Origin of the sequence: Rhizobium deserti (assembly GCF_004358025.1) — a bacterium.
Classification (GTDB): domain Bacteria; phylum Pseudomonadota; class Alphaproteobacteria; order Rhizobiales; family Rhizobiaceae; genus Neorhizobium; species Neorhizobium deserti.
In genome coordinates this window covers 531,417-544,141 of sequence record NZ_SMTL01000001.1, presented here as the reverse complement: position 1 = coordinate 544,141, position 12,725 = coordinate 531,417, and the positions used below count along the sequence as shown (strand labels likewise).

Sequence of the window (12,725 nt, the reverse complement as noted above, 5' to 3'; positions counted from 1 at the left end):
ACGGTTTGATTTACATCGCCTGCAGGTGTCGTCCGGCATTCTCGGGTGAGGGCTCGCCTATTCGCAGATCCGGTAGTCGCCGTTTCGCTCCATCGTGTCGAGATGCAGGTGGTCTTCGTGGGCGGCGTCACTCCCGGGGGCGAGCACTGTGGTGAAATACAGGCAGGCGCCGGCAGTGGCTGTCTTTTGGAAGGCTCCCTCCATGGTGTGATCGTCACCGCGCGGCTTCATCTCGATCTTGTCGCCATTATCCAGTTTGAAAGCGGCCACATCGAAGGCGTTGCCGCGCGCATGCTCCGAAATCCTGCCGGTCGAGGCATTGTTGCGCAGGCGGCAGGCATAGGTGGAGCCGGGAACAAGGCCAGTGATTTTTCGGCCCGGCATGGCGATATTGAGAGCCGGCTGAACCGTATCCTTCAGCCAATGGCCAAGCGCCTGCGCCGTCTTGCAGCGCATGGTCGCGCCGCCTGTGTCGACGCCGGGCAGAACCTCGGCGACATTAATGGGCTGGTCTATGCCGCAGCCTTCACCTTCTTCGATCTTGTTCGTCGTCTTGAACTGCGTGCCCAGCGCTGCAAGATCGGCGAGGCATGCCTTTAGTTCCTCCGGTTCTTCCTTGGCGATCGGCGGGGGAGGCGGAGGCGTTTCGGCTTTAGGCTCCTCCTTTGCGGGCTCGCCTTGAGAGGCGGCTGGCGGAGCGGGCTCACCAGCGGGCGCCACGGCCGGCTTATCCGCTTCTGGCTTGGTGGCTTCAGGCTTGCCTGAATCGGGATTAGCGGCCGGCGCAGGTGTTGGTACGGGTGTTGGTACCGGGGCCGGCGCCGCGGATGACGTATCTTCGGCAGGCTTGGGCAATGGCGTTGGAACTTCCGCCGCATGCGGCGGTTCCGACGCTGTGCCCGGCTGCTCGACCGTCGGCGGATTGGGTTGAGGCTCCGCCACAGGGGTCGCCGGCGCCGGATTGTCAGCAGGCGAATTGGCCGCTGGCGGATTGGCTGCTGGTGCAACCTCGGGGGGCGGCGCAGCAGCCTGGCTTTGCGCTTGTTCAACCGGCTTTGTCATCGGCACGGGAACGGAGGCGAGCGCCGGTGGTTGAGGAACAGCATTGCTTGTCCTGGCAGCCTGCGAAGGCCGGCGGGGACGTGAAGAAGAGCGGCGGCGGGTATTGTCGTCCTGCAGGATGCGGTCGAGGAAGCCTACGTTGACGACATCAGAGCGTCGGGCCGACGCAGGAATATCGGGAACTGGCAGGCTCGCGCCCGCCGCGGTAAGTGCCACCACCAAGATAACAGCCGAACGGATCACGCTTTTTCGCTCCCGTGCCTATGGACGTCAGGCAACGCCCAAGGCTTGAACTTGTTGCACCAGGATGCAGCATTTCCTGCTTCTGTATCCGCGATGTCACGAAAGTTTCGCAGGCGGAACAGGCTTGCCGAATTGCCTGACGCGCCCGTCCGCCCTACAAATCCGGCCAATGATGCGAAGATGGAGGGGATGATGCCGCTCAAGTCCTATGGCGTTCTGGTGGGCAAATGCGTCGAGATAAGACGTGAGGACGAGGACACGGCATCGCCGCATGTCAGTCTCTTCATCCAAGCGGGCGGCCAGCGGTTCCGGGCCGCCATCAACGTCAAGTCAAGCGTTGCCCCATCCGAGGTCGTTTATTATTTCGCCCAGGATTTCCGGCATCCCGTGCTCGAAAGGCTGGTTGACCTGCCTGAGGGCTTCAACAAGCTCGCCCAAACGCCGAGCAGCGGCGCGCTGGACTATATTCGCGGCAATCTGTTCCCTTTTCAAGACGTGATCGCCCTGCCGGCCAACCTGCCGGGGCTCGACAATGACCTCAGCGATATCGTCGAGAGCCTGGCGCGCCGGGCCATTGATGACGCGCAAACGCGGATCTTCGTTTTCGGCGAACCCTTTCCGGACGGAATTCACGACGTGCATATGAACCAAGGCAATGTCCGAAAGTTCGAGCGCGATGACGGTGTCTGGCAGGACGGCGGACTTATGATCCATAGCCCTGGCCTATCTCGCTGGAGCGCCGTTTTCCTGGCCTTTCAGTCGCAAGCCATCCATACCGACGACCAAACTGGCCATCTGGAACCGGGCTCGCTGATGTTCGAGGACATCGTCAACGGCCGTGCGGCGCCTGTGAAGCCGGCTCCGGGTGAGCCATTGCCGGATCAGCCATTGCCAGATCAGCCGGGGCCTGAACAACCGAAATCGGGAAAACCTTTGCCAGAGCCGGGTCAGGGGGACCGCCTGGTCCGTATTGTTTCGGCCATGGTCAATCCGCAGGGGATGGAAGGGCAGCCGGGCTTTGCGGGCGAAGGCGAATGGGTGCAATTGATCAACCTTCTGCCGCAAGACGTCGAGCTCGGCGGCTGGGCTATCCTCAACCGCAACAAAGGACGCAGCGAAATCGAGGCGGGAACCGTTCTGCCGGGCGCCGGCTTCCTGCGCGTGGCGATCAACGCAACGGCTCCGCTCGGCAATAGCGGCGGTCTGATCACGCTGGTGGATGCGCAGGGCCTCAAGGTGGACGGCGTCAGCTATACGGCGGCGGCAGCCAGGCGCGAAGGCTTCCCGATGGGCTTTTGAGCGGAGGATCGCGAACAGGACAGGCGTGCGGGTGACGCAAATTTTGCCCCGCATGCCGGCAAGCCTCTTGTCTGCGATGCTGGCCGCATGTATGTCATGTCCCATGATCAACTCGACGAACATCGGTAACTGGTGGTGGGCACGCTAAGGCGGCCTTGACCAGTCATGTCTATCGACAAGACGAGACCAAGCCGCCCGGGAACCCGAGGCGGCTTTTTTGTTGGCCGCGCCAGGAAACCGGGCAGATCAATTCCGGCAGCAGGCATCGGAGAAGCAGACATGGTAACGATCATTCGCGACGACGGCTCGGAAACCTACGAGACGCGCGGCGGCATCGCCGTCAACCGGCAGCGCCGGGCGACCAGCTATGCCGACGCCATCTCGACTTACGTCGACAAGCTGGATGAGCGCCGCGGTGCTGTATTTTCTTCCAATTACGAATATCCGGGCCGCTACACCCGCTGGGATACGGCGATCGTCGATCCGCCGCTCGGGATTTCCTCGCATGGCCGCAAGGTGTGGATCGAAGCCTTCAACGAACGCGGCGAAGTGCTGCTCGGCTTCGTGGCCGCAAAGCTTGCGACGATCGAGGACCTGACGCTGGGGGAAAGCTTCTCCCGCCGCCTCGATCTCGATGTCAACGAGCCGACCCGCGCCTTCACGGAAGAAGAGCGGTCCAAGATGCCGACCGTCTTCACCGTGCTGCGCGCCATCGTCGACCTCTTCTATTCCGAAGCGGATTCGGCTATCGGCCTGTTCGGTGCCTTCGGCTACGATCTCGCTTTTCAGTTCGACGCGATCAAGCTGTCCATGCAGCGCCCGCAAGACCAGCGCGACATGGTTCTCTACCTGCCCGACGAGATCCTCGTCGTCGACCACCATGCTGCCAAGGCCTGGATCGACCGCTACGACTTTGCCCGGGACGGCGTAACGACCGAGGGCAAGGCGGGCGACATTGCGCCAGAGCCCTTCGTTCGCACCACGACCGTGCCGCCGAAGGGCGACCACAAGCCGGGCGAATATGCGGCGCTCGTCACCCGCGCAAAGGAAAGCTTCCGGCGCGGCGATCTGTTCGAAGTCGTGCCGGGCCAGAAGTTCATGGAGCGTTGTGACAGCAAGCCCTCCGAGATTTCCAACCGGCTGAAGGCCATCAATCCGTCGCCCTATTCCTTCTTCATCAATCTGGGTCATCAGGAATATCTGGTTGGCGCTTCGCCGGAAATGTTCGTTCGGGTTTCGGGCCGCCGCATCGAGACCTGCCCGATCTCCGGCACGATCAAGCGCGGCGAGGACGCAATTTCCGACTCGGAGCAGATCCTCAAGCTGCTGAATTCCAAGAAGGACGAATCCGAGCTGACCATGTGCTCGGACGTAGACCGTAACGACAAGTCACGCGTCTGCGAGCCGGGTTCGGTCAAGGTGATCGGCCGCCGGCAGATCGAGATGTATTCGCGGCTGATCCACACGGTCGATCATATCGAGGGGCGCCTGCGTCCCGACATGGACGCTTTCGACGCCTTTCTCAGCCATGCCTGGGCGGTCACCGTCACCGGTGCGCCGAAACTGTGGGCGATGCGCTTCGTCGAGGCCAACGAGAAGAGCCCGCGCGCCTGGTATGGCGGGGCGATCGGCATGGTCGGCTTCGACGGCAATATGAATACCGGCTTGACGCTGCGCACCATCCGCATCAAGGACGGCATTGCCGAAGTGCGGGCCGGCGCGACGCTGCTCAACGATTCCGATCCGCATGAGGAAGAGGCGGAAACCGAGCTGAAGGCTTCGGCCATGCTGGCGGCGATCCGCGATGCACGGGCCGGCAATACGGCCAAGCCGGGCCGCGACGTTGCCAAAGTCGGGATTGGCGTGAAGATCCTGCTGGTCGACCACGAGGACAGCTTCGTTCACACACTTGCCAATTATTTCCGCCAGACCGGCGCAACGGTATCCACCGTGCGCACGCCGGTACCGGAGGAAATCTTCGACCGCATCGACCCGGATCTCGTCGTGCTGTCGCCGGGACCTGGCAGCCCGAAGGATTTTGACTGCAAGGCGACGATCAAGGCCGCGCGGGCAAAAAACCTGCCGGTGTTCGGCGTCTGCCTTGGCCTGCAAGCGCTGGCCGAAGCCTATGGCGGCGATCTGCGCCACCTGGCGCTGCCGATGCATGGCAAGCCGTCCCGCATACGGGTGCTGGAGCCGGGCATCGTCTTCTCGGGGCTTGCGCATGAAGTGACGGTCGGGCGCTACCATTCGATCTTCGCCGATCCAAAGACGCTGCATCCGGATTTCATGATCACCGCCGAAAGCGAGGACGGCACGATTATGGGGATCGAACACGTCAAGGAGCCGATCGCGGCGGTGCAGTTCCACCCGGAATCGATCATGACGCTCGGCGGCGATGCGGGCATGCGGATGATCGAGAATGTCGTGGCGCATCTGGCACGGCGGCGGGAAACCAAAGCGGCTTGAATTCCCGCTTTTGATCGTGGTTCGTCGGCTTGACCGCGTCGCATTGGCTATGATCCCGCAGAGGCGACACTCAGGGGCAGAATGATAGGTATCGTCAAATAAAACTTATCATTGACTAGTTTTGGTATCTATCTATGATACCTTGGTTGGGATGCTGCGGTGATCCGATCTTTCAAGAACAAGCTCACGGGGTTGATCGCCAGTGGTTCGGTCAGAAAGGGTTTCCCAGCCGAGTTGGTTCGTCGCGCGCAACTGCTGCTGGCGGTGCTGGATGCAGCGACCTCATTGGAGGACCTTCGTTCGCCTCCGGGCAATCGTCTCGAAAAACTGTCCGGAGATCGGCAGGGGCAATATTCGGTGCGCATCAACAAGCAGTGGCGGATCTGCTTCATCTGGACCGACGCCGGACCGGACGACGTGGAGATCACCGACTATCACTAGCGAACGGTGGGCAAACAGGAGATCGACATGGGTATCAGCACGCTTCCGCCTATCCATCCCGGCGAAATCCTGCGCGAGCTTTATCTTGAACCGCTGGAGATGTCTCCATATGCGCTCGCCAAGAAGCTGAACGTTCCACGCACGCGCATCGAGCGCATCGTGGCGCAAAAAACGGGTATTACATCCGATACTGCGCTGCGTCTGGCCAGGTTCTTCAAGACGTCGCCGGAATTCTGGATGAATCTCCAGAACAGTTTCGAGCTCAAAACCGAGGCTCAGGTGCTCAAGGATGAACTTGCACGGATCCCGGAATACGAGGCGGCGGCTTAAAACCCGGCAGGTCAACTGACCTGCACTTGTCATGTCTGGCCTTTGACAAAGCTAGCCGCTTCATTCATATGCATCGCTTATCCGAAACCGCCGCCGCGAGAGCATCTCGCAGCGGCGGTTTCGCTGTTTTGAGCGGTGATCCTGCAAATCGTTCGCAGGCGCAACGAGGGACGTGATGGTGGCGACAGAGGGGAACATGGTCGAGCGGCTAGCCTTTTGGGGCATTCCCATCTCGTTCGGCGTTCTGGGGCTGAAGCTCGCCGCCTGGTGGGTGACGGGATCGGTCGCGCTACTGTCGGATGGGCTGGAATCGCTGGTCAACGTGGCGGCCGCACTGATCGCCTATTTCGTTGTCCGCTATGCGCGCCGGCCGGCCGACCACGACCACCAGTTCGGCCATCACAAGGCGGAATATCTTTCTGCCGTGCTGGAAGGCGTGCTGATCGTCCTGGCCGCCCTGTTGATCATGCAGGAAGCTTGGGGCGGACTGACGACACCAAGGATGCCGGAAGCGCCTTGGCTCGGCCTTTTCATCAATATCCTCGCCGGCATCATCAATGCGGTCTGGGCGACCATCCTGATCCGAACAGCCAAGGCCCATCACTCACCGGCGATGAAGGCCGACGGCCAGCACCTCATGTCGGATGTGGTGACCTCGGCCGGCGTCTTCGTCGGCCTGGTTCTCGCCATCGTCACAGGCTATGCGATCCTCGATCCGCTGCTCGCCATCGTCGTTGCATTCAACATCCTGTGGCAGGGCTATAAGGTGATCTCCCATTCGTTGGGCGGACTGATGGACAAGGCGCTCGAGCCTGACGAGGAAGCGGCGGTGCGCGAGACGATTACGGTCCATTCAGCAGGCGCTCTTGGTGTGCATGATCTCAAATCGCGGCGGGCAGGGGCTGCAGCCTTTATCGACTTTCACCTGGTCGTGCCGGCCGATATGAGCGTCGGCGGAGCGCATGAAATCTGTGATCGCTTGGAAGATGCGATCAGAGCGGTTATTCCCGGCGCAACACCGACCATCCATGTGGAGCCTGAAAGCGAGCGCGCCCATGGACGAAGAGTTGAACTTGAAGGAACACATAAATGACCATGACTGATGTCAGCGGGCTTTCCCAGCTCGGCCAGAATGTGGAAGCGCCGAAGACGCCGGAAGAAGCGGTGCTGGAAAGAGTGCCGAACAGCAACCAGGGAACCGATTATGTGGTGCGCTTCACGGCGCCCGAATTCACCTCGCTCTGCCCGATGACCGGCCAGCCCGACTTTGCCCATATCGTCATAGATTATATCCCGGACGGCTTTCTGGTGGAATCGAAGTCGCTGAAGCTCTTCCTGCATTCCTTCCGCAATCACGGCGCCTTCCATGAGGACTGTTCCGTTTATATCGGCAAGCGGATCGTCGATCTTCTGGCACCGAAATGGCTCAGGATCGGCGCCTACTGGTATCCGCGCGGCGGCATTCCGATCGACGTCTTCTGGCAGACAGGCGCTGTCCCGGCCGGCGTCTGGCTGCCGGATCAGGGCGTTCCCACCTATCGCGGCCGGGGCTAGGGCGTCGTGGGCCAAAGCTCAACCGCCTGATCCAGGCTCAGACGTTCAGATTGTCATCGCCGCCTAGATCATCGCCGCCGAAATCGGAAGCGTCGCCGGCATAATCGTTGCCGAAGTCGGCCTGCTGCAGGCCGTCGCTAGGATCGGGATTGTCGGCATCGCTATTGGAGGCTTCCCGGATGGCATCGTCACCGTAATAGTTGTTGATGACGGTTTCCTCGGTCGGCGTATTGGCGGCCTCGCCGCCGAACGGGTTATGGCCGGCTAAAGGTGAGCCCCAGCCGAGCGAGGACATATGGTTGCCGAAAATGCCTGACAGCGAATTGGCAAGCAGCATGCCACCCGCAACCCCTGCAGCCGTGCCGAGCGCTCCGCCGAGAAAGCTGCTGCCGGCCGAGGGAATGCCCTGGCCGCCCCAACGCCCGGAAGGCTGCGGCGCGCGATAGCCGTCGTCTTCGGAGCGGGGATCATATCCGCGCGGAGGCTGGTAATTCTGGCGCGGCGGGCTGCTCCAGGGGCCGGATGGCGGCGCAGACGACACGGGTGGCGCGGCTCTTGGAGACTGGCCGGAGCCGAAGATCGAACTCAGGAAACCGCCGCCTTCTTCGCCATGGCGGTGCTCCCCCCCTTCTGTCTCCATCTGGCGAACCCGCTCTTCAAGTTCCCGGATGCGCGCGGCTGCAGCCTCAAGCCCCTTTTCCTGGACGATGACGGCCTGGGCCAGATAGTAAGTCGAATAGGGCTGCTGGCGGGTCGCCTGATCGATCAGCGCTTCCGCTTCCGGATCACGCGGCGTCGAGGATGCGGTGCGGACGCGTTCGAAAAGGGCGGTGAGAAGCTGGCGTTCTTCCGGTGACATTGCGGTCTCCTTGCGGACTGTGGTCTCACCAAGGAGGTAGGCAGGGATTGCAGTTTTTCAAAGCCGCAATCCCTTAAATCTTCGTCATGGTTCTCAACCGAAAACCAGCGACAGGCCGATCAGCGCAGTCAGGGCGCCGGCGAGGCGGGCAAGAGCAGGGGCAAAGCGGGATGCGGCAAGGCCAAGCGCAATGCCGGCGCCGTGCAGGAGCGCGGTGGCCGCCACAAAGCCGAGCCCGAACTGCAACGCGCCCGCCGTGCCGAGTTCTTCGCCATGGGCGAAGCCGTGGAACAGCGCGAAGACGGCGACGACGGCTGCAGACGCCGGGACGGGAAGCTTTACCGCCATCGACACCAGAAGACCAAGTGCGATCACCGAGGCGAGGATTGCCGGTTCGACGAAAGGCAGGGCGACGCCGGCTGTGCCTGCAGCAAAGCCAAGGGCCATGGTGGCGACGAAGGCCGCTGGAACCGCCCATAAAGTCGTTACGCTGCCCTGGTCCCGCCCGGCGGTCTGGGCGGCCCAAAGGCCGACCGTTACCATGGCCAGCACGTGGTCGAAACCAAACAGCGGATGCGACACGCCTGCCATGAACGATCCATGCGCCAGGGGGTCGAGATGCGCAAATGCAGGCGCGGCGGCCGCAGTCAGAATAGCAGCGGAAAGCGAAAGGCGTCTCAGCATCTTGGTCTCCAAAATTGATGATCAAAACTGGCAAGGCCTGAGGATAGGCAAGCCAGTTTCGCCTGTCCATTGCCAATCGCTTCAGCTACGGCGCGTGCTCTACGTCATTTAGCCCAGGCGGGCATTGCCCGTGACGTGGGGCAGGGTATGTCACGGTCTGTACGCTGATCGGTGGGCATTGCTTCTGGCTGGATCGGCACTCGCAAGACCAGCCATGCCACGTTCACCTTAGTCTCTTTCGCGCATTGTTTTACGGCGGCGAACACATTATGTCCCGTATATGAATTTCATGCAGGAGACTTTGACCGTGCTGAACGACGAAGACGACAACGACGACAAGACGAAGGAACTACCGCTCGGCAAGGAAACGGAGGCGAACCTTTTCAAGTCGCGTTCGATCTTCATTTATGGGCCCATCACCCAGGAACTGGCGCAGAAGGTCAACACGCAGCTGGTGGCACTGTCTGCAGCCAGCGACGATGACATCCGCATCTACGTCAATTCCCCTGGTGGTCACGTGGAATCAGGCGACTCGATCCACGACATGATCAAGTTCATCAAGCCGAAGGTCTGGATGATCGGCACGGGCTGGGTGGCTTCCGCCGGCGCGCTCATCTATGTAGCGGCTCCGAAGGAGCGCCGGATCGCCCTGCCGAACACCCGCTTCCTGTTACACCAACCGTCCGGCGGCACCCGCGGGATGGCATCGGATATCGAGATCCAGGCCCGCGAAATCATCAAGATGAACCAGCGGCTCATCAAGATCTTCGCCAAGGCCACCGGACAGACGGAAGAAAAGATCGCCGCCGATATCGACCGCGATTACTGGCTCGGTGCAGATGAAGCGGTTGCCTATGGTCTCGCCGCGCGGGTGATCACCAACCAGTCCGAGATCGCTTGATCCAAGCCTAATGCCTCTTTTAGAAACCCCGCCGGTCGCCACCGGCGGGGTTTTTTCTTTGCATGTTGCTGTCCTGGCTGACAGAACGACAGTCCCTTCTTAGGCAGCGTCTCAGACGGCCTGCGCCGTGATCAGTCGGTCCTCTGCCTGGTGCTCATCTTGCCATTGACCGGCAAAGGCCACGAAATCATTGCCCGACATGGGCTTGGCGAACAGATAGCCCTGCAGGGTCTGGCAGCCGAGACTGCGCAGGATTTCCACATGGGCCACCGTTTCGACGCCTTCTGCGACGATTTCAATGCCTTGGGAGCGACCGATTTCGATGATCGCGGCGACCAGCCGGCGTTGCGAGCCAGCCGCCTGAAGCGGCGCGATCAGCTTGCGGTCGATCTTCAATCTCTTCGGGCCGAGTTCCAGCAGACTGACGATAGACGCATGGCCGGTGCCGAAATCGTCGATCTCGATATCGATGCCCAGATCCCTCAACTCGTTGATGACCTCACGTAAATCCTGATCGTGGCCGTCAAAGGAGATGGATTCCAGGAGCTCGAACGACAGCGAACCTGGAACGAAGGACAGGCTTTCCAGCCGTTTCATCAGGCGCTCGTCCTTCAGCCTTTGGGCTGATATGTTGACGGAAAGGTTGGGGATGACAAGCCCGAGCGTGCGCCAGCGGGCTGCCTGAAACAGCGCCTTTTCGAGAATGATGGCATCGATATCGGCTGCGCGGTGGAGGCTCTCGGCTATGCCCAGGAATTGGTCCGGTGCCAGCAGTCCACGCACCGGATGCTGCCATCTTGCGAGCGCTTCGACGCCCACGATCTCCAACGTATGCGCATCGAACTGCGGCTGGAAAAACGGCACGATCTGGTCATTGTCTATAGCCGTGATGAGCTCGTCGGAGGTGCGCTTCGTCTGGATTGTCGCAAGCAGGAGGTCGTGCGAAAACATTTCCATCCTGTTGCGGCCGCGCTTCTTCGCTTCGTAAAGCGCCACATCGGCGTTGATCAGCAACTGGCGCGGCTGCTCGCTTACGGATGTCTGGCAGGCAATACCCGCACTGCAGCCGATGTGGCACTCGATGCCGTCGAAGCGGATCGGTGCTGAAAGGGCCTTGACGATGGCGCAGGCGAGCTCGCGTGCTCTTTCTTCCGGCGCTGGTCCACTGGTCACGACAACGAATTCATCGCCGCCGATGCGCGACGCAAATTCGTCATGGCCGATCAGCTTCAAGACCCGGGCCGTCGCTTCCTTCAGGACTTCATCTCCAGCGGCATGGCCGAGCGTATCGTTGACTTCCTTGAAGCGATCCAGGTCGAAATGGATGAAGGCGAGCCGGTTCGTGGCATCAGTCGATACGGCCGCTTCCATGAACTGGTCCAGGAAACGACGGTTCGGCAGGCCGGTCAGAGCGTCATGCAGCGACTGGTGTTCCAGCGTTCTCCGGACGGTGTGCAGCTGCCGGTTCTGCTCTTCGGTCCGGGACCTTGCATCGCGCAGCTCGGTCTGCGTGACAACATCCTCCGTGACGTCCCAATTTGCGCCCACCAGTCGTTGCACACCGCTTGACGTGCGGTAAATAGCGCCATGCGCACGGATATGCTTGGCTTCGCCGGACGGTGCCAGGATACGGAATTGAGTGATATAAGGTATTTCTTCGTTGACAGACTGGATGAGCAGTTTTTCAGCCGAATGGATATCGTCCGGATGGACCGCTCCTCGCCAGTCTGCGTAGGCATATACGGCCTTGTCGGCCGGCGCGCCATACAGCTCGGACATGCGCCGGTCCCAGATTAGCGTGTCCGTCGCAGGCTCGTATTCCCAGACGCCGATGTCCGATGCTTCTAACGCCAGTGCCAGGCGCTGGGACAAAGCTTCGAGCTCTTCTTCGCGTTGCTGCAGGATGACGATGTTGCGCGAGCGCTGCTTCATGAGGATGCCGGCCCAAACCAGCGGGACGACGATACAGAAGGCAATCAGGAAACTGAAGGTGCGAAAGGCGCCAATATCCGGCGGCGAAAGCTGCCAGCCGCTTCTGGGTACCGCGGCGAGATACCATGTGTCATAGCCGAGTTCGATACGCGCGGTGACCGGATCTTTGTTGAACACGCCAAGACTGCCGAGGAAAAGGTCCTCCTGTGTCGGCGCCGGCCGTCGCGAGATTGCAATTTCCAGTGGCTGCTGGGACGTGTTGACATTGCTGTCGGCATAAAGCTTGTCCAGATCGATAACGGCCGTCAGGACGCCCCAGAACCGGCCGCCGGCGAGCGAGAAGACGGGATAGCGCGCCATAAGCCCGGTGCCGCCCTGTTTCAGCTTGACAGGCCCGGTTATCGTTAAAGCTCGGCGCTGCACGGACTGAAGTACGGCGCCGTATTGCTCCGGATTGGCACGGTAATCGAGGCCGACAACTCCCCGAGCGGCGGCTTCAGGGTAAACATAGCGGACCACGAGTTCGGGTGCAGCAGCCACATTGCGCAATTGCGACGGCACAGCAAAAATGCGTTCGGCGAGTGCGGCAAATTGCGGTTGATTGATATTGGGATTGGCGGCAACGGCGGCCACGAGACCGTGAACGAGCCTTACATTGCCATAGATATTTGTCTCGATGTTCGAGGCGACTTCTGCCAGTTGTTCGGCCGTCTTCAGGCGTTCGGTTGCACGGTATTCCGTATGCTCCTCGAGGTCTCCCAGGATGACCGCAATCGCCACGGCCGTTACGGCGAGAATGGCGGGAAGAAAATAGCTCATCCCGGACCAACGCGATCGGGCGGCACTATGCTTATCGGGGGATGCAACAAGGATCATGAGGGCTTCCGGTACACAGAAGCACAATCTCCCATAGAAGCTTTAACATTATCTAATTTGCCTGTCGCTACCGAA

11 protein-coding genes are annotated in these 12,725 nt (G+C 60.8%); 7 read left to right on the top strand and 4 right to left on the bottom strand.

Features of this window, described 5'->3' with window-relative positions:
* Window positions 1-57 precede the first annotated feature (57 nt).
* Window positions 58-1,305, bottom strand: coding sequence for an extensin-like domain-containing protein (locus tag E2F50_RS02665; protein ID WP_245515271.1), 1,248 nt, complete (start codon window positions 1,303-1,305; stop codon window positions 58-60).
* Between the two features lie 192 nt (window positions 1,306-1,497).
* Here E2F50_RS02665 and E2F50_RS02660 point away from each other — a divergent pair, with 192 nt between their 5' ends.
* From E2F50_RS02660 to queF, 6 genes are all read left to right on the top strand, one after another.
* The gene (locus E2F50_RS02660) at window positions 1,498-2,604 is read left to right on the top strand and encodes a DUF2278 family protein (protein WP_133314504.1); all 1,107 of its coding nucleotides are present in this window, start codon (window positions 1,498-1,500) and stop codon (window positions 2,602-2,604) included.
* 279 nt (window positions 2,605-2,883) lie between these two features.
* A complete protein-coding gene (locus tag E2F50_RS02655; protein WP_133314503.1) occupies window positions 2,884-5,073 on the top strand; it encodes an anthranilate synthase in 2,190 nt (729 codons plus the stop codon).
* Between the two features lie 159 nt (window positions 5,074-5,232).
* Window positions 5,233-5,514 (top strand): type II toxin-antitoxin system RelE/ParE family toxin, encoded by a 282-nt coding sequence (locus tag E2F50_RS02650; protein ID WP_133314502.1) that lies wholly within the window; start codon window positions 5,233-5,235, stop codon window positions 5,512-5,514.
* Between the two features lie 27 nt (window positions 5,515-5,541).
* Window positions 5,542-5,844: a HigA family addiction module antitoxin gene (locus E2F50_RS02645; protein ID WP_133314501.1), complete on the top strand. Its 303-nt coding sequence runs from the start codon at window positions 5,542-5,544 to the stop codon at window positions 5,842-5,844.
* 175 nt (window positions 5,845-6,019) lie between these two features.
* Entirely contained in the window at window positions 6,020-6,937 is a 918-nt protein-coding gene (locus tag E2F50_RS02640) for a cation diffusion facilitator family transporter (RefSeq protein ID WP_425375345.1), read from the top strand.
* Window positions 6,934-7,398 (top strand): preQ(1) synthase, encoded by a 465-nt coding sequence (gene queF, locus E2F50_RS02635; protein WP_133314500.1) that lies wholly within the window; start codon window positions 6,934-6,936, stop codon window positions 7,396-7,398. Before E2F50_RS02640 ends, queF begins: the two co-directional genes overlap by 4 nt.
* Before the next feature lie 37 nt (window positions 7,399-7,435).
* Here queF and E2F50_RS02630 read toward each other — a convergent pair whose 3' ends face one another.
* Both E2F50_RS02630 and E2F50_RS02625 read right to left on the bottom strand, forming a co-directional pair.
* Window positions 7,436-8,257 carry a DUF2076 domain-containing protein gene (locus E2F50_RS02630; RefSeq protein ID WP_133314499.1) on the bottom strand — a complete coding sequence of 274 codons (822 nt, stop codon included), beginning with the start codon at window positions 8,255-8,257 and terminating at the stop codon, window positions 7,436-7,438.
* A gap of 93 nt (window positions 8,258-8,350) precedes the next feature.
* Complete coding sequence (locus tag E2F50_RS02625; RefSeq protein WP_133314498.1) at window positions 8,351-8,941, bottom strand: HupE/UreJ family protein; 591 nt, start codon at window positions 8,939-8,941, stop codon at window positions 8,351-8,353.
* A 310-nt stretch (window positions 8,942-9,251) separates the two neighbouring features.
* Between E2F50_RS02625 and E2F50_RS02620 the strand changes: the two genes are divergently transcribed.
* Window positions 9,252-9,842: an ATP-dependent Clp protease proteolytic subunit gene (locus E2F50_RS02620; RefSeq protein ID WP_133315204.1), complete on the top strand. Its 591-nt coding sequence runs from the start codon at window positions 9,252-9,254 to the stop codon at window positions 9,840-9,842.
* 111 nt (window positions 9,843-9,953) lie between these two features.
* Here the strand turns inward: E2F50_RS02620 and E2F50_RS02615 are convergent, their stop codons facing one another.
* Window positions 9,954-12,650, bottom strand: a complete 2,697-nt coding sequence (locus E2F50_RS02615) for a bifunctional diguanylate cyclase/phosphodiesterase (protein WP_133314497.1) — start codon at window positions 12,648-12,650, stop codon at window positions 9,954-9,956.
* Between the last annotated feature and the right edge of the window lie 75 nt (window positions 12,651-12,725).